The following is a 16,611-nucleotide window of genomic DNA, read 5'->3' as shown; positions in this document are numbered from 1 at the left end:
TCGGCGTGGGCCGCGACGGTCCCGGCCGGGACGGCGTCCAGCGTCTCGAACTCGGGGAGGTACTCCATCACGAGGACGCCGTGACCCTCGTGTTCGAACGCCGAGAGCGGCTTCGGGACGTTCAGGCCCAGTTCCCGCATCCGCCCGGTGGCGTCGAACTCGTGTTCGGCCATCGCCAGCGGCGTCTCGAAGTGCTTGAAAAAGCCCGCCGACCCGCTGGAGTAGACCCCGAGGTTCCGCCCCGTGGTCAACAGCGCGTGGACGGCCGAGTGCTGGCGGGAGATGACCTTCACGAAAAAGCGGTCGTCGACGACCAGCGGCGTCGACAGCCAGTTGTCGGCGTCGAGCACCGACATCTCGCCGGGACCGTCCCCGTACCGGGCGGCGACGTCGCGTGCGACCGACACCAGTAGCTCGCGGTCGATGTCACCACGCAGTAGCCGGCGCACGGACATACTCGCTAGTCGTCTCCCACCGATATAGGGGTTGTGTGCCCGGAAAATGTTATTTGTTGACACGCATCGTATGAGTGGTATGGATTTCGCGCTCGGGACGGCCGACCGGATGATGCGGGAGTCCGTCCGGGAGTTCTGTGAGGCCGAGATAGCGCCCATCGCACAGGACATCGAGGACGACCACCGGTTCCCGGCCGAGGTGTTCGACCAGTTGGCCGAGTTGGACGTACTCGGCGTCCCCGTCGACGAGGCCTACGGCGGTCTCGGCGCGGACCAGTCGACGTACGCCGTGGTGACGGAAGAACTCGGGCGCGTCTCGGGGAGTATCGGCCTCTCCTACGCCGCCCACGTCAGTCTGGCGAGCAAGCCCATCGACGCCTACGGCACGCCCGAACAGAAAGAACGGTGGCTCCGGCCCCTCGCCGAAGGCGAGTATCTCGGCGCGTGGGCGCTGACCGAACCCGACAGTGGCTCGGACGCCTCGGATATGGACACGACGGCCGAACGCGACGGCGACGCCTACGTCCTGAACGGGACCAAGCAGTTCATCACCAACGCCTCCGTCGCGGGGTCGATTCTCGTCAAGGCCGTCACCGACCCCGAGGCGGGCTACGACGGCATCTCTACGTTCATCGTCGACCCCCGCGAGGACGACGGCTTCGAGGTCACGACCGAGTGGGAGAAGATGGGGCTGAACGCCTCGCCGACCTGCGAGATACGGTTCGACGACTGCCGTATCCCCGCGAACCGGTTGCTGGGCGAGGAGGGCGACGGCTGGGACCAGACCAAGGAGACCCTCCAAGGTGGCCGCATCTCCATCGCCGCGCTCTCGACTGGCCTCGCACAGGGTGCCTACGAGGCCGCCAAAGCGTACGCGGGGGAACGCGAGCAGTTCGGCCAGCCCATCTCGGAGTTCGACGCTATCCGGGACACACTCGTCGATATGTACCGCAAGACCCAGCGGGCGCGCCTGCTGACACGCGAGGCGGCGTGGCGCTACGACGAGGGCGAGGACGTGACGCTGCACTCGGCGTTGGCGAAACTCGACGCCAGCGAGGCCGCCCGCGAGGTGGCAGAAGACGCCGTGCAGGTGCTCGGGGGCTACGGCTACACGACCGACTTCGCGCCACAGCGGTTCTACCGCGACGCCAAACTGATGGAGATAGGCGAGGGGACCAGCGAGATTCAACACCTCGTCGTCGCTCGGGAACTGGGCCTCTGACATCCTCCCACGGCTAAAGCCGTGGGGTTCCCGACCACAGGTCGGGCAGTCCACGAAGGGAGGTTTCCCACTCGTACGCGGTGGGGTTGTGGGCCGTGCCAGTGCGGCCCCCGACCGAGATAGCGGGCTTCATTTACCCCCGCGAGGGGTGCGTATCCTTACCTCGGACTCGGCACCACAACCTACTAACGCCGACATAATCAACGTTTTGCCGGCTGTCGGCTTCATCCCACGACTAAAGTCGTGGGCTTTCGCCTCGAAACTCTGTAATCAGTACTCGAAGTCGTCTGCCAGCACGCCGTAGCGGTGGAGGTCGACGTACTCCCCGCGGACGTAGGCGTGTGACTCGAAGACGCCCTCCTCCTCGAAACCGACCTTCTCCAGTACGCGCTGGGAGGCCGTGTTCGGGCCGTAGACGCTGGCCTGAATCTTGTGGAGGCGGCGGTCCCCGAAGGCGTACCGGACGAGGCGGCGCGCGGCGTCGGTGGCGTAGCCGTTGCCCTGTGCGTCGGGGTGGATCAGATAGCCCAGTTCCGCCAGTCCCCACGTCTCGTTGATGTCGTTGAGGCCGATGGTCCCGACGGGGTCGTCGTCGGCGTAGACGAGGAAGTGCGTGCCGTCCTCGTCGCCGGCGTTCTCGACCCACTCGCGCTCTTGGGCCTCGGTGTACGGTTCGTACGTCATCAGTGAGGGCCACACGTCGGGGTGGTTGACCAGTTCCCAGAGGAACTCGACGGCGTCCTCGGCGTGGGGTCGCAGCGTCACGTCCTCACCCCGGAGGAACACTGGAGGCGACATACTCGAACTGTCACCGGCCGGGGTATTCAGCGTTGTCCAGCCCTGCTACCGAATAGCATATGTCCGGCGGACCCGACCGCTCGACCGGATGCTCGAATCAGGCGACCCCGCGCCGGACTTCTACCTCCCCGCGGCCGACGACCCCGGAAACGAGTACATGCTGTCCTCGGCCGCAACGCAGGCCCCGGTCGTTCTCGGGTTCGTCCCGGCCGAGGAGACGGCGGCCCGCGCGCTGTTGTCGGCGCTCGCGGGCGTCGACTGGGCGTCGGTGACCGACGGCGTCGCCGTCTTCGGCCTCTGTCGGTCCGAACAGATCGCTCGGAAGGTGAGCGTCGACCTCCCGTTCCCTGTTCTCCACGACCGGGACAGCTACGTCGCCGGCCAGTACGACCTCCCGACCGACCGCACGCCCCAAGCAGTGGCCGTCGTCGACGAACGGTGTACGATCAGGTTCTCGTGGGTGCGAGGGGGCGACGGTGATCGGCCGCCGCTGTCGGCCATCGCCGAGACGGTGTCGGGGCTGTGACCGCACGGGCCTGTGACCGGAGGCCGGCCGCGGCGGGCGACCACCGAATCTCTCAAGCCCGCGCCGCCCAAGGCCGGGATATGGGAACAGCACTGGAGTCACGCGAGGCACAGGTCACGGAAGTACTCGAACGGTTGCACGCCGAGTTCCCGGACACGACCATCTCCCTGAACTTCTCGACGCGACTGGAGTTGCTGGTCGCCGTCGTCCTCTCGGCCCAATGTACCGACGAACGGGTCAACGAGGTCACCGCCGACCTCTTCGAGAAGTACGAGAGCGCCGAGGACTACGCACAGGCCAGCGAGGAGCAACTGGCCGAGGACATCTACGGCATCACCTTCCACAACAACAAGGGCGGCTACCTGAAGGGCATCGGCGAGATACTACTCAAGGAACACGACGGCGAGGTGCCCGACACGATGGCCGAACTGACGGATCTGCCCGGCGTCGGCCGCAAGACGGCGAACGTCGTCCTCCAACACGGCCACGACGTCGTCGAGGGCGTCGTCGTCGACACCCACGTCCAGCGGATTACTCGTCGCCTCGGAATCACCGAGGAGAAACGCCCCGAAGCTATCGAGTCAGACCTGATGGATGTCGTCCCCGAGGAGGAGTGGCAGGAGTTCACGCACTTGATGATCAGCCACGGCCGCGGGGACTGCGATGCCCGGAACCCGAACTGTGAGGGCTGTGTGCTGGAGGACATCTGTCCGTCCTCGAAGGTCGATAACGACACCGATCTAGCGACCGGCGAGACGTGGTGAGCGCGGCCGCGCGAACGCGGCGGCTACCGAAAAAATGAGCGCGGGTCTCCTCGTCAGGACAGCGGTGCGGCCGCCCCGACGATTAGCGAGGACGGTTCCTCGCCGCTCTCGACGGTGACGTTCGCGGTGTCACTGGCGAGAATCTCGTCGGTCACCGGCGTCCCGTTTTCGCTCGGATGGACAGCGGCCACGAGCGTCTGGTCGCCCGTGATGGTCTGATCGAAGGTCACCGAGACGGCGCTCGCGTCGGTCTCGTTGAGTTCGATTGCGCCCAGCAGAACCGCCGGCTCACCGCTGGACTCGTTGATGGTCCAGACCGCGGTGAAGTACGGCGTCTCGCCGTTCGAGACGTTGGCGACCGAGACGCTCGATCCCTCCGTGGACTGGTCCTCGAAGGTGACCGACGGCTCCGTCGGCTCGGTCGGTTCAGTCGGCTCTTCCGCACTCTCGACGGTGACGTTCGCGGTGTCACTGGCGAGGATCTCGTCGGTCACCGGCGTCCCGTTGTCGCTGGGGTGGACGGCGGCGACGAGCGTCTGGTTCTCGGTGATGGGCTCCTCAAAGGTGACCGAAACGTCACTCGCGTCGGTCTCGTTCGATTCGGTCGCACCGAGTAGGGCCTCAGGTTCACCGGTGGTCTCGTTTATCGTCCAGACCGCGGTGTAGTACGGCGTCTCGTCGTTCGAGACGTTGGCGACCGAGACGCTCGATCCGTCCGAGGACTGATCCTCGAAGGTGACCGAGGGTTCGGTCGGCTCGGTCGGTTCAGTCGGCTCTTCCGCACTCTCGACGGTGACGTTCGCGGTGTCACTGGCGAGTATCTCGTCGGTCACCGGCGTCCCGTTGTCACTCGGATGGACGGCGGCGACGAGCGTCTGGTCCTCGGTGAGGTCCTCGTCGAAGAGGACCGGGACGTCCGAGACGGACGACTCCGATATCTCCCGTGCGCCGAGGATAGTGTCCGGTTCACCGGTGGTGTCGTTCACCGACCAGACGGCGATGTAGTAGGGGGCCTCGGGGCTGGTCGCGTTTTGGACCGTCACACCGACGCCGCTGGTGACTTGATCGTCGAACTGGACCGACGACGTGCCGTCGCTATCGTCGCTCTCGGTGGTGGTGACGGCACCGTCTGTCATCGTCTGGATGCTCAGGACGGTGTCGTTGGCGACCGAGTCGTTGATCTCGAACTCGATCTGTTCGGTCTCACCGGGGTTGAGCGCCCAGTGGCGGCGGTCGACCAGCGCACCGTCGGCGCGGTACTCGACCGCTTGGATGGCGGGCGCGTCCGTCGGGTTCGTCACGTTCGCGGTCAGGGCGTCAGCGTCCTCGGAAACCGTGAGGTTCGAGACCGTGAACGAGCCGTTCAGTTCGTCGGTGTGTGTGTCTGTCTGTTCGTGTGCGGTGACGGCGAGTGTCGCGCCCGCAATCGCTACAGCGGCGACGAGGGCGACGACGACGAGACGCCGTCGGTCGAGTGGGGTTGATGTCACGTGTGTCTGTGTCCTCCGCAGGAGACACCCACCCTCGGAGGGCGTATATACACCCCAGACGTTTCAGGACTATTTTCGTCCGTAGAGGCCCCATAAACGCCATTAATGCAGTATTAGACTCGTATAATCCGACCATTGTCACGGTACGGCCCACCTACGACGACGATGGGCGTCGTGTCCGTCAGCACTCGGCCCAAATCGCCCGTCTGGAGTGCTTTTCCGCCCGGAACACGGCGGCGATCAGAGGACGTACCGGACGAGGTAGTGGGCGAAACCAGCGACGTACGCCAGCATCCAGAGGAAGACGTAGCCGAAGACCCCGATACGGAGGCGCGAGCGCCAGTGGTCCATCCGCTCGCCGCCGATCTCCTCCAGCAGGACGTCCTCGTCGTAGTCGTGATAGAGGTCGTGTTCGTACTTCGCCCGGAAGATACGGACGATACCGGTGAACCCGAACAGCAGGAACGCGTAGGCGTTGAGGCCGAGGATGGCGTGGATGATGACCGCGCCCCGTAGCTGATCGGCCAGTCGCGGGATCATCCAGACGAGCATCGGCACCGTCGTCAGGGCTAGTCCGGTGATGATGAACTTCAGGTGGTAGACGAGCACGTCCCACGTGACGTGCTCGGTGTCGATCATAATCCACGCGCCGTACAGAAAACAGGGAAAACTCGCGGTGACCGACAGGAAGACGACGGTCGCGATAGTGCTGTCTTCGAGGCCGAGCATCGACGGCCGTACGGGCGGGGGCGATAAATGGGCCACGACACGGGCGCGTCCCGGCGACCCAGTCGGTGGGTCCGAGCGGAACGTGTAAGGGAGCGGCAACCGAACCCCGGACGATGGGAACCTCCGAGCCGACGCCGCCCGGATCGGACGACGGCGAGGACGAACGCGACGCCGAGGAGGGCGACCAGTCGATAGCAGCGCTCCGCGAGCAGGTCGAACAGAAGTACGATTTCGACGACTTCGGCCCCGAGGATATGGAACAGATGACCGCCGAGGAGTGGGAGGCGGCGTTCGACCCCGACTCGTGGGTCACGGGCCCGGAACTGCTCGACCGCGTCGAGGCCGATCTGAAACAGCGAGTGATCGATCGGGACGTCTTCGCCCGGATCGAACGCCACGAGGAGTACCTGCTCGCGTACTCCGACGCGGGGTTCGCGGTCGTCTACCCAGACGGGAGCATCGCTGGCGAGGGCACCGTCCTGCGCGACACCAAACCGACCGTCGCGCTGGCCTCGATGGAGAGCTACGACGTGCCCGACGTCCCCGAGGGAGAGGTGTTACCGACGCCCGCCGAGGTGCCGGAGGGCGGGAGCGAACTCGGCAACCAGATGCTACAGGTCGTCGCGTTCGCGCAGGCGCTCGCGGGGTTGGCACTGGTCGGCGCGTTCATCCTCGCGGGGGCGACGGTCATCGCGCTGGTGGCCGGTCTGTTCTTCCTCGCCATCGCGTTCGTCCTGTTTTTTACGGTGGCGAACGCGCGGCTCTCGGACCGGTTCCGCGCCGAGGAGTTCCGCGACCGCCTGCGGGCGATGAACGTCGGCGAGGGCGAGCGACCGGACTACCTCCCGGTCGACGAGGACGGCAACCTGACCCTCGACCGGTCGGACGCCACGGGCGGCCTACCCGAGGACGTGGCCGCCGGGACCGATGGCCCGCCACCCGAGGGGGGACATCGGCGTCGACGGAGGGGGCAGACGACACCCCCGAGACGGGTTCCGACAGCGAGTAACCCGACGGCCGGGAATCCGCCAGACCGCGGGTACGTGGACCCATCCGGTGGGTTTATAAAAATAGGGTCCTGAGGTTGGCGTGTATGAACAGGCGGGACTTTCTCAGAACGGCCGGCGGGACAGCCGGCGCCGCGTCCGCCGTCGCCGCGAGCGGGTCCGCGACTGCCGCCGAGGACGGCGGCGGCGAGGGCTCGGGAGACGGCGGTGGCAGCGGTGCGACCGTCGTCCCGGACTTCGGCGGGTATCTCGACAGTGCGAACGGGTTCGGCGGTCCCGAATCGACACAGGACGCCCGGGGACAGGGCGAGGTGACGGTCGAAGTCGGTGCGGGCGGCGACTTGGCGTACGCCCCGCCGGCGCTGTGGGTCGATACCGGAACCACGGTCAAATTCGAGTGGACCAACGGCAACCACAACGTCGTCGGCGACGGCAACGATCTGGATTCGGGCGACCCCGTCAGCGAGACGGGCGTCAACTACGAGTACACCTTCGAGGAGCCGGGCATCTACAACTACTACTGCACACCCCACCAGGGACAGGGGATGCTCGGATCCATCGCCGTCGGCGGGGAAGGCGACATCGAGACCCAAGAGGTCGGGGGCGCACAGGAACCGCTCAACCCCGAACACATGGGCGTGCCGATTCAGGCCCACTTCGTCGGTATCGCCACGCTGCTCGGTATCGCCGTCTCGTTGGTGCTCACCTTCTTCATCCTGAAGTACGGTGAGTCCTCACACACGAAAGGAGGGAACAACTGATGTCCTCCTCGGGAAGCACCTACGGTGACATCCACCGCTACGAGCCACCGCGGGAGTCGACGGCCGCGGCGCTGGCTATCGTCCTGTTGAGCATCTTCGAGGTCATCTTCGTCGGGATGTTCACCTACGGGCTCATCAGTGGGTGGGGCATCGCCACCTACGACGCCACGGGGAGTATGTTCCTCGGTGGGTTGCTGGCGGTCATCTTCGTCAATCTGGCGTTCATCCTGATGCTGTATCGCAAGGAGTTCCTGCCGGACGTGATGATCGTCAAGAAGCGACGCCGCAAGTGGGAAGACCTCTACATCCGCGAAGACGACGTCGACGGCGAGAAGTTGACCGACGGCGCCACAGAGAGCATCAAACGCGCGCTGTACCCCTACTACAAGAAATAACAATGCCACTGGACGAAGACAAGTATCCGACCGAGTCCGGCCGCCGACGGTTCGTGAAGGGCGTCGTCGGGAGCGCCGCACTCGGTGGGGTCGCGACGGGCGGCACAGCAGCGATCAACCTGACGACATCCTCGACCGGTGCCGGCGGGGGTATTACACAGTACGTCGCTATCGAGAACACCGCGGGTCCCGCGCCGCGCGGGATGCCGATGATCCCCATCGAGATAACCAGCGCCGGGGAGCTCAAAGGCTACTGGCCGGAAGTGAAAGAGGTCACCGAGCAGGGACGGACGTTCAGTGTCGCCGAGGAAGACATCGGGGGCATCACGTACAGTTCCTCGTGGTTCCAGTACTGCGGCGTCCAGACCTACGCGGGCGCACAGCCGGACGCCGACCAGGACAACTTCTTCCGGGCGACCGCCGCACCGGGCGAACTGACCTGGCAGAGCGAAGTCGAAACCGGCGAGGTGCTGACCGTCGATATGTTTGACGACTACGAGGAGTGGGGCAACGGCATCGGCCGGTCCGGACTCGGCAAGCCCGCCGCCGGAAGTTGGCGCTCGGAGGGCGACGACGTGCAGACGATGCCGATTCAGGTCCTGCGGACGCCGGAGCTCCCGAAGATGATCAACGGGGAGGGCAAATACAGCGAGATTCCCCAGGAGGTCCGGAGCTTCCTCGACGCCGCCACCGAACAGAACTTCATGGCGTGGCTGGACAAGTGTACGCACTTTTGCTGTGTGCCGCACTTCAAGGCCTACCCGGGCAGTGAGAAGTTCAACGGCGAAGACGGGGTCTACTGTCAGTGCCACCAGTCCGTGTACGACCCGTTCTCGCCCGTGCAAGTGACGTTCACTGCACTCCCGCGACCACAGAGTTAACAATGAGTCTGGAACGCAAAGACGAACACGACCACAAGGGGTGGATGGAGACGCGCGACCTCTCGAAAGTCGAGAGCGTCTACCTGATGACCCTGATGTACCTCGACAAGCGGCTGCGCATCGTTGACTACCTCGAACTGCTCGAGGACCTCTACTACAAGGTCAACATGCAGATGCCCAAGAGCCACACCGAGCAGTACGGGCTGGACAACAAGTTCTGGTACTGGTACCCGCTGTACGCGCTGGGGTCGTTCTCGACGCTCGCGTACGTCGTCGCCGCAGTGTCCGGAGCGTTGCTCGGGTTCTACTACGCGCCGGCCGCCACCTCGACGAACGGACAGGCGACCATCGCGTACAACTCCATCACGTTCATCATGACGGACCTGAACTTCGGGTTCATGCTCCGGAGCCTCCACCGCTGGTCCGCCCAGGTGATGGTCGCGGCCGTCTTCCTGCACATGCTGCGCGTGTACTTCACGGGCGCGTACAAGGAGCCCCGAGAGCTGAACTGGCTGCTGGGTATCGTCCTGATCAGCCTCACGATGGTCTTCGGGTACACCGGTTACCTCCTGCCGTGGGACCAGCTAGCCTTCTGGGCCGGCCAGATCGGTGTCGAGATGAGCCTCTCGATCCCGCTGGTCGGCGAGTGGGTCGCACAGCTGATCTTCGGCGGATTCACGCCGAACCCGGCGACCCTCCAGCGGATGTACATCCTGCACGTGTTCTTCCTGCCCTTTATCGTGACGGCGCTGATCGCGATCCACATCGGTATCGTCTGGATGCAGGGCATCGCGGAACCGCACTGATCGACCATGAGTGACACAGACACCGACTCCGAAACCGAGACCGAGGACGCACAGACGGACGGCGGCGGAACCGGCATCGTCCCGCCGGACGACGAGACGCCGACCTGGAGCGAGCGCAAGAAGCGAAAGCAGGGCCTCTCGCGGCTGACCTACGAGTACTTCGAGCGGTCCCGCCGCGAGGACCAGGACCTGCGCCAGGAGTCCGACTACGTCGAACGGGACGTGCTGGGCTTCCCGGCGTGGCCCCACGAGATGATCCGGAACCTGGCGCTGACGAGTTTCTTCGTCGGGATGATAATGTTCCTCTCGGCGACGATGCCGCCGCACATCGGCCCGCCCGCAAACTCCGGGTCGACGCCGGCCATCATCCTGCCGGACTGGTATCTCTACTGGTCGTTCGGACTGCTCAAACTGAGCTTCCTGAACCCCGAACTGTCGCTTCTGGGCGGCCAGACGCTGATGGCCGACCGGACCTACGGTGTGCTGGCGAACGTCGTCATCGTCGGGTTCATCGCCATCGTGCCGTTCCTCAACAAGGGGGCGGCGCGCCGGCCCGTCGAGCAACCGTTCTGGGCGGCCGTGGGCGTCTCCGGCGTCATATTCGCGTTCACCATCGCCGTCCTCTCGGTCAAGAACATCGTCCCCATCGGCGAGGGCCTGCTGCAGGATCTGACCTTCCTGTTGCCCTTCGTCGGCGCGTTCATCACCTACGGCATCCTCAAGTCGATGCGCGAGGGGTATATGTTCAACCTCAACCGCCGGTACTACCGGCTCCGACCGCCGAAATAACCCTGCCGCCAACTGATTTCAATGGCTTCCGACGACACGGACGACTCGACAGACGAGAGTAGCGGCGACTGGGAGCCCGAGGAACCGACCCGAGTCGACGACGAGACCATCGTCGTCCCGATGCGGATGTACAAGGGTATCACGGTGTTCTCGACGCTTTTGGCCGTCGTCCTCGTCGTCTTCGGCTTCTTCATGTTCGACGCCGCGACCCAACAGCAGAACCTCATCCGGCAGGCCGTCGTCGGCCTCATCTCGCTCGTCGGGTTCGAGGAACCCGTCGGCGTCCTCGACGTCGGCTTCGGACTGCTCGGGGTCACGATGATACTGGTCGGGGCAGGATCGTACATCCTCGGGACGCGATTCAAGACGGCCGATATGCTCGGTGGGGATGCTGCCGAGGAGACCGACGACGACGCGGATAAGGAGTCGGCCGACGCGGACGAGGAGTCGACTGACACGACGGCGACGGCGGCCGCCGAGGCGTCGCCGGACGATGAGAAAGCATAAAGAGCGGCGAGACTAAGCCGCTGGTAATGGCCGACGAATTCATGAAAGGGTTCGGGATACTGGTGACGACCAGCCTCCTGTGGATGGTGACCGCGGGCTGGTACAAGACACCCAGTTTCGAGGGTGACCAGTTGCTCGGCCCGGCGCCCGAGGAACCGGACATCTACGCACAGCTATCGCTGGTCATCGGCGACGCGCTCCTGTGGTTCGGTCTCATCGCCGCCCTCGTGTTCTGGGTGGTCGTCCCGATGATCAACGAGTTCCAGGCGTACCGCGACGAGCGGAGTAGCTGACGACGCTTTTGTTTTCGGTCTCTCGAAGTAGCGGCCGCGGCCGTCGATACTCGTCACGGCCCCACGTGACTATCTCGAAGCGGGGAGTGTCGGCTGTGGAGGCGTCGAGAAAGCGTCACGAGAAGGGCGAGAGCCGATCAGACGACCGCGCTCCACACCGGAGCGATGAACTGGAAGAGGCTGAGGTAGCCGACGTACAACAGCGCCAACAGCGAGGCGGCGATGGCGCCTTTCGGCGGTTCGATGTCCAAGTCGCGTCGGAAGTCGACACACCGGGACTCGAACTCGAAGAAGTCCGTGATGAAGACGCCGAGGACGAGGGACGTGAAGACGATGCCCGAGTGCTGGTGCAGCGTCGTGTAGTAGAACGACGCGAGCAACAGCGCGAGGTTCGTGACGACGTGTGCCGGGTGTCGGGTCAGGTCGCCGGGCGCCTCGTCTGCGAGGCCCGGGATCAGCGGCCGGATGCGGAACACGTTCCCGCCCGCGGCTTCCGCGACGTTACGCCTGTGTGCGAACACTCGGGTCACCATATTGGCCAGCAGGAGGCCGAGCAGGACGTACTCGATAGTCGCTGTCCCGCCCAACAGGGCGTCGAGTGGCCCGAACAGTTCGTACGCTGGGGCAGACATAGTCGGAAGTCGGGCTTTGGCACATTAGAGTTTTTCCAATCACCGCCCGTCTGGGGACTCGAACGCCGACCGGCTCTCGGGGACGCGACAGAACGTCCACCGGCGGCCGGGCGACACTGTCAGCGGCGTCCGCGGGGGGATTTCACCGAGCGTCCGGTCGTCGGCCAGCAGTTCGACGGCCGCCTCGTCGCGTTCGACGGTCACGGTGAGTACCGGGTCGCGGTCGGTGTCGACGACCCAGTGGTCGAGTCGGGTCGCGAACGGCGCTATCGGGACCACCGCGCCGACGGGGAGTTCCGGTTCGAAGACCGGCGCGTCGACGCGTTTCGCGTACCCCGCGGTCCCGGGGGCGCTGGCGAGGAGGACGCCGTCGGCGCGGAACTGCCCCAGACGGTCCCGGGGTGTCTCGACGGTGAACTCGGAGATGTGTGCCGGGGCCTCGGTGACGACCATCGCGTCGAACAGCGCTTCCGTGACGTGCTCGCCGCCGACCGATACCGATAGCGCGGTGGTCGTCCAGCGGGACCAGTCACCGGCGGCGACGCTCGACAGGGCCGCGGGGAGGTCCCCGCGTGGCACCGACCGGACGCCGGCCCCGGCGTCGACGGGGAGTATCGGCGTGTCAGCGGCGCGGCTATCGAGCAGCGCGGATTCACCGACGGCGACGACGGCGTCGACGCCCGCGGCGTCGTCGGTCAGCGTCACGCCCGGCGGCGCGTCGACGGCCGACCGCTCGACCCCGACGACGCGACCCGGGCGGCGTCTTCGCTCATCACCTCGGGGGTAGGCAAGCGGAGTCAAAAACCTGCCGGGGTCGATCACCGGCGCTCGGTCTCAAGCATCGACCGGACCGCCTCGCGGTCGACGGTGTCGGACTCGGTCCGCGGGAGCGACTCGGCGACGGCGATAGTCTTCGGGACCTCGTGGTCGGCCAGTCGGGCGCGACAGAACGTCTCGACGGTCGTCGGGATCACGTCGCCGACGACGAGCGACGCCACCGCTTCGCCCCACTCGGGGTCGGGGAGGCCCACGACGGCCGCGTCCTCGATGTCGGGATGTTCCCGGAGCGTCGACTCGACGGATGCAGGCGCGACGTTCTCTCCGCCCGTGACGATCATATCGTCGACGCGACCGACGACCCACAGGCGGCCGTCGGCGTCGCGATACCCCAAATCACCCGTGTGGAGGCCGTCCTCGCCGACGGCCTCGTCGGTGGCGTCCTCGTCGAGATAGCCCGGGGACACCGTCGGCCCGTCGACGACTAGCTCGCCGGTCGCGCCCCGTTGGACGGGAGTCCCGTCGTCGACGACACGGACCGTCGTCCCGAACAGTGGCTGACCGACGGTGCCGGGATGGTCGCGGGCCTGTTCGGGCGTCGCGGTCGCAATCTGTGAGGCCGTCTCGGTCGTTCCGTAGGTGGGCGACACCGGGACGCCGGCCTCGGCGGCCGAATCGAGCAGTTCCTCGCGGGCGGGCGCGCCGCCGAGGAGGACAGTGTCGAGGTGGGCCGGCGGCGACCACTCGGCCGACAGGAGTCGCTCCAGCATCGTCGGGACCAGCGAGACGCCGGTGACGCCGTGGTCGTCGATGACCGAGGGCGTGACGCGGGCGTCGAAGCGGCGCTGGACGACCAGCGTCGTCCCGTAGACGGCCGTCCGGAAGATGGGCGCGAGGCCGCCCATATGGCACATCGGGAGACAGCAGAGCCAGCGGTCGCCGGGCGAGACGCGAGGCGGTAGGCCGAGGCCTCGGCGCTTTCCCGGAGGTTCGCGGTCGTCAGACGGACGCCCTTCGGGTCGCCCGTGGTCCCGGAGGTGAACGCGACGACCGCCGTCTCCTCGGGCGAGCGCGGGTCGAACGCGGCGGTCGATGGCTCGCCCTCGACCGGGAGGTCGTCGATGGCAAGCGCCGTCGAGAGCACGTCGTCTGCGGCGTGGGCGTGCTCTTCGAGGCTGGCATCGTAACAGAGCGTCTCGACGCCGGCCTGTCGCATCCGCTCGCGCAACGCCGAGGAGGGCTGTCGCGTGTGCAGGACCACGGCGACGGCCCCGAGACGCGCCAGCGCGTGGTGGAGCGGAACCAGCGCCGGGCACGTCGGCGCGAGGACGCCGACGCGGTCGCCCGACGAGACGCCCGCCTCGGCGAGGCCGGCGGCGACGGCGTCGGTCCGGGCGTCGAGGTCCCGGAACGTCCACGACTCGCCGCTGCCGGCGTCGACCAAGGCCGTCCGCTCGGGCGTCGCGGCGACTCGATCCGCCAACAGGTCGGTCACGGCGACACCTCCACGCCCAGGCCCGGGGACTGCGGGACCGAAAGGCGGCCGTCGGCGAGCGAACAGGGGTCCGGACCGAGGTCCTCGGCCAGCATCCCGGCGGTCGCCAGCCCGCAGGGCCGGATGTCGGGGATGGCGGCCGCGACGTGGACGGCGGCGGTCCGCGCGACGACGGCGTCGATAGTCGTCGTGACCACCGGTTCGACGCCGCGCTCTCGGGCCCGCATCGCTATCGTGTGGGCGTTGCCCGGCCCGCCGACGACCATCGGCTTGAGTATCAGCACGTCCGCGGCATCGGCGTCGAGGACCTCCTGTGCGACGTACTCGGTGAGGCTCTCGTCGACTGCGATGTCGACGCCGCGGCCGCGCAACCCTCGAAGGCCGTCGAGGTCGTCTGCCGGAAGCGGTTGCTCGACGTAGGCCACGTCGGCAGATGCGAAGGCGTCGACGGCCTCGGCGGCCGTCTCACGGTCGTAGGAGGCGTTGGCGTCCAGACGGAGCCGAGTTCCGGGACCGACGGCGTCGCGGACGGCCCGTACTCGCTCGCGGTCCTCGGCCAGCGGGCGCGCCCCGACCTTCAGTTTCAGGCAGTCGAGTCCGCGGGCTACGGCGTCCTCGGCGGCCGTGACCGTCGCTTCGACGGACCCGTCGCCGACGGTCGCGTTGACCGGGACCGACTCGACGGGGCCGTCGGCGGTGCCGAACCACTCGTAGAGGGGGACGCCGTCGGCGCGGGCATCGCCGTCCAAAAGCGCCGTCGCGAACCCGTGGCGCGCGGCGGGCGTCTCGCCGGCGTCCATCGCCAGCAGCCCGCTCCCGTGGCCGGTGCCTTCGCGGTCGCTTTCCGACTCGTCGGCCGCTGCTGTCGCCGCGTCGAGCGCCGCCGCGCAGTCCGCGACGGACTCTGTCCACCCCGGGAGCGGCGTGGCCTCGCCGACGCCCGTCTCCCCGCGGTGGCGGTAGTCGATCAGGAACCCCTCGCGGCGGTCGATGGTCCCGGCGGCCGTCGAAAGCGGTGTCGACAGCGGCAGGGAGAACGGTTCGACCTTCATACTGCCAACCCGAGTGCGAACAGGGCCGCGTGGGCAAACAGCGTCTGTCCGGTGCGTTCCAGCGCGGGGTTGAGCGCGTCGCCGCCGGACTCGGTGAGGACGGTCCGGGCGATAGAGACACCGAGGGGTAATGTCAACAGCGGCGCGAGCGCCGAGAGCCCGTAGCCCGGGTCGAGCGCGAACACCACCGGGACGACGTAGGCCATCCCGAGGAGCGCGAGGAACTCGGCGCGGGCGAATCGGTAGCCGAGGATGACCGCTAGCGTCCGCTTGCCGGCCTCGCGGTCGGTCTCGACGTCGCGAATGTTGTTCACGACGAGGATACAGGTCGAGAGTGCCGCGACCGGGAGCGAGGCGACGACGGCCGCGAGCGGGAGCGTTCCGGCGGGAATCCCCGTCGGAAACAGACCGGCGTCGACGGCCGTGACCGCCTGGACGTAGTAGGTGCCCGCCACCGCGACGACGCCGAAGTAGACGAACACGAACAGGTCGCCGAGGCCGCGGTAGCCGTAGGGGTAGGGGCCGCCGGTGTAGGCGACGCCGGCCGCGATGGAGGTGAGGCCGACGACGAGGATGGGGAGGCCGCCGATGGCCACGAGATAGAGCCCGACGACGACCGACAGCGCGTAGGTGCCGATCATCGCGCGCTTGACCTGCGCCGGTTCGATGAGGCCGCCAGCGGTGACGCGGGTGAACCCCTCGCGGTCGTCGGTGTCGGCCCCGTTGACGGCGTCGTAGTAGTCGTTGGCGAAGTTGGTGCCTATCTGGAGCAAGAGCGCACCGAGTAGTGCCGCGAGCGCCGGGAGCGGTGCCGCCACCCCCGCGTGGACGGCCAGGCCGACGCCGACGACCACCGGCGCGGCGCCCGCCGGGAGCGTCTGCGGCCGGGCGGCCATCAGCCACGCGCGCCGCCGAGAGATGTCCGTCGCTGCTGCTGTCATTACCATAACTTCGGCCAGCACCCCCAAAGTCGCTGTGGATGGGGCTTCGATAGCGAGACGGACGGACCTGCGTCAGGCGTGCGCTCGGCGCGCGTCGATGCGCGCCACCAGCGTACGAGGGACGAGCAGCGCAGCGACGCGAGCAGCGCAGTCGGTTGGGGAGGGTGTGGTGCCGTCGTGGTCCGCGGCGCGGTGCGGACGAGCATACGGCGCCGCAGGCGCCGTTTTCACTCGACCCGAGCGCCCGGCGGCGCGAGGGGAGAGCCTTTTTTTTCCCCCCAAAGTTTTTTT

18 protein-coding genes and 2 pseudogenes are annotated in these 16,611 nt (G+C 66.9%); 11 read left to right on the top strand and 9 right to left on the bottom strand.

Going from position 1 to position 16,611, the window contains the following annotated elements:
* Window positions 1-455: pseudogene (locus GJ629_RS07970) on the bottom strand (protein kinase family protein); the annotation flags it as partial.
* A gap of 79 nt (window positions 456-534) precedes the next feature.
* On the opposite strand from GJ629_RS07970, the gene GJ629_RS07965 reads away from it, so the two are divergent.
* Window positions 535-1,677: an acyl-CoA dehydrogenase family protein gene (locus GJ629_RS07965; protein ID WP_157512514.1), complete on the top strand. Its 1,143-nt coding sequence runs from the start codon at window positions 535-537 to the stop codon at window positions 1,675-1,677.
* A 270-nt stretch (window positions 1,678-1,947) separates the two neighbouring features.
* Here the strand turns inward: GJ629_RS07965 and GJ629_RS07960 are convergent, their stop codons facing one another.
* Window positions 1,948-2,475 (bottom strand): GNAT family N-acetyltransferase, encoded by a 528-nt coding sequence (locus GJ629_RS07960; RefSeq protein ID WP_157512513.1) that lies wholly within the window; start codon window positions 2,473-2,475, stop codon window positions 1,948-1,950.
* 88 nt (window positions 2,476-2,563) lie between these two features.
* Here GJ629_RS07960 and GJ629_RS07955 point away from each other — a divergent pair, with 88 nt between their 5' ends.
* Window positions 2,564-3,001, top strand: a complete 438-nt coding sequence (locus GJ629_RS07955; RefSeq protein ID WP_157512512.1) for a redoxin domain-containing protein — start codon at window positions 2,564-2,566, stop codon at window positions 2,999-3,001.
* Window positions 3,002-3,081: 80 nt separating this feature from the next.
* Window positions 3,082-3,765, top strand: a complete 684-nt coding sequence (nth, locus tag GJ629_RS07950; protein ID WP_157512511.1) for an endonuclease III — start codon at window positions 3,082-3,084, stop codon at window positions 3,763-3,765.
* 53 nt (window positions 3,766-3,818) lie between these two features.
* On the opposite strand, the gene GJ629_RS07945 is transcribed toward nth, so the two are convergent.
* Both GJ629_RS07945 and GJ629_RS07940 read right to left on the bottom strand, forming a co-directional pair.
* Window positions 3,819-5,255 carry a hypothetical protein gene (locus GJ629_RS07945; protein ID WP_157512510.1) on the bottom strand — a complete coding sequence of 479 codons (1,437 nt, stop codon included), beginning with the start codon at window positions 5,253-5,255 and terminating at the stop codon, window positions 3,819-3,821.
* Window positions 5,256-5,495: 240 nt separating this feature from the next.
* Window positions 5,496-5,984, bottom strand: coding sequence for a hypothetical protein (locus GJ629_RS07940; protein WP_157512509.1), 489 nt, complete (start codon window positions 5,982-5,984; stop codon window positions 5,496-5,498).
* A 113-nt stretch (window positions 5,985-6,097) separates the two neighbouring features.
* Between GJ629_RS07940 and GJ629_RS07935 the strand changes: the two genes are divergently transcribed.
* Genes GJ629_RS07935 through GJ629_RS07900 form a run of 8 tightly spaced genes read left to right on the top strand, consistent with a single transcriptional unit; the run spans window position 6,098 to window position 11,423 of the window.
* Window positions 6,098-7,066 carry a hypothetical protein gene (locus GJ629_RS07935; protein ID WP_197428499.1) on the top strand — a complete coding sequence of 323 codons (969 nt, stop codon included), beginning with the start codon at window positions 6,098-6,100 and terminating at the stop codon, window positions 7,064-7,066.
* Window positions 7,067-7,077: 11 nt separating this feature from the next.
* Entirely contained in the window at window positions 7,078-7,752 is a 675-nt protein-coding gene (locus GJ629_RS07930) for a halocyanin domain-containing protein (RefSeq protein WP_157512508.1), read from the top strand.
* Window positions 7,752-8,147 (top strand): hypothetical protein, encoded by a 396-nt coding sequence (locus GJ629_RS07925; protein WP_157512507.1) that lies wholly within the window; start codon window positions 7,752-7,754, stop codon window positions 8,145-8,147. Before GJ629_RS07930 ends, GJ629_RS07925 begins: the two co-directional genes overlap by 1 nt.
* Before the next feature lie 2 nt (window positions 8,148-8,149).
* Window positions 8,150-9,028 carry a ubiquinol-cytochrome c reductase iron-sulfur subunit gene (locus tag GJ629_RS07920; RefSeq protein ID WP_157512506.1) on the top strand — a complete coding sequence of 293 codons (879 nt, stop codon included), beginning with the start codon at window positions 8,150-8,152 and terminating at the stop codon, window positions 9,026-9,028.
* A 2-nt stretch (window positions 9,029-9,030) separates the two neighbouring features.
* Window positions 9,031-9,834 (top strand): cytochrome bc complex cytochrome b subunit, encoded by an 804-nt coding sequence (locus tag GJ629_RS07915; protein WP_157512505.1) that lies wholly within the window; start codon window positions 9,031-9,033, stop codon window positions 9,832-9,834.
* A gap of 6 nt (window positions 9,835-9,840) precedes the next feature.
* Entirely contained in the window at window positions 9,841-10,623 is a 783-nt protein-coding gene (locus tag GJ629_RS07910) for a cytochrome bc complex cytochrome b subunit (RefSeq protein ID WP_157512504.1), read from the top strand.
* Window positions 10,624-10,644: 21 nt separating this feature from the next.
* Entirely contained in the window at window positions 10,645-11,130 is a 486-nt protein-coding gene (locus GJ629_RS07905) for a hypothetical protein (protein ID WP_157512503.1), read from the top strand.
* Window positions 11,131-11,156: 26 nt separating this feature from the next.
* On the top strand, window positions 11,157-11,423 hold the full coding sequence (locus GJ629_RS07900; protein ID WP_157512502.1) for a hypothetical protein: 267 nt from the start codon (window positions 11,157-11,159) through the stop codon (window positions 11,421-11,423).
* 137 nt (window positions 11,424-11,560) lie between these two features.
* Here GJ629_RS07900 and GJ629_RS07895 read toward each other — a convergent pair whose 3' ends face one another.
* From GJ629_RS07895 to GJ629_RS07875, 5 genes and pseudogenes are all read right to left on the bottom strand, one after another.
* The gene (locus GJ629_RS07895; protein WP_157512501.1) at window positions 11,561-12,055 is read right to left on the bottom strand and encodes a hypothetical protein; all 495 of its coding nucleotides are present in this window, start codon (window positions 12,053-12,055) and stop codon (window positions 11,561-11,563) included.
* 39 nt (window positions 12,056-12,094) lie between these two features.
* Window positions 12,095-12,856 (bottom strand): NAD(+)/NADH kinase, encoded by a 762-nt coding sequence (locus tag GJ629_RS07890; protein ID WP_157512500.1) that lies wholly within the window; start codon window positions 12,854-12,856, stop codon window positions 12,095-12,097.
* A gap of 17 nt (window positions 12,857-12,873) precedes the next feature.
* Window positions 12,874-14,327, bottom strand: a pseudogene (locus tag GJ629_RS07885) (class I adenylate-forming enzyme family protein).
* A complete protein-coding gene (locus GJ629_RS07880) occupies window positions 14,324-15,379 on the bottom strand; it encodes a mandelate racemase/muconate lactonizing enzyme family protein (protein WP_157512499.1) in 1,056 nt (351 codons plus the stop codon). Before GJ629_RS07880 ends, GJ629_RS07885 begins: the two are co-directional and overlap by 4 nt.
* Window positions 15,376-16,320, bottom strand: a complete 945-nt coding sequence (locus GJ629_RS07875) for a 1,4-dihydroxy-2-naphthoate polyprenyltransferase (RefSeq protein WP_157512498.1) — start codon at window positions 16,318-16,320, stop codon at window positions 15,376-15,378. Before GJ629_RS07875 ends, GJ629_RS07880 begins: the two co-directional genes overlap by 4 nt.
* Window positions 16,321-16,611: the final 291 nt, after the last annotated feature.

Source organism: Halapricum sp. CBA1109 (genome assembly GCF_009741825.1).
Classification (GTDB): domain Archaea; phylum Halobacteriota; class Halobacteria; order Halobacteriales; family Haloarculaceae; genus Halapricum.
This window is presented reverse-complemented; position numbering and strand designations above follow the sequence as displayed.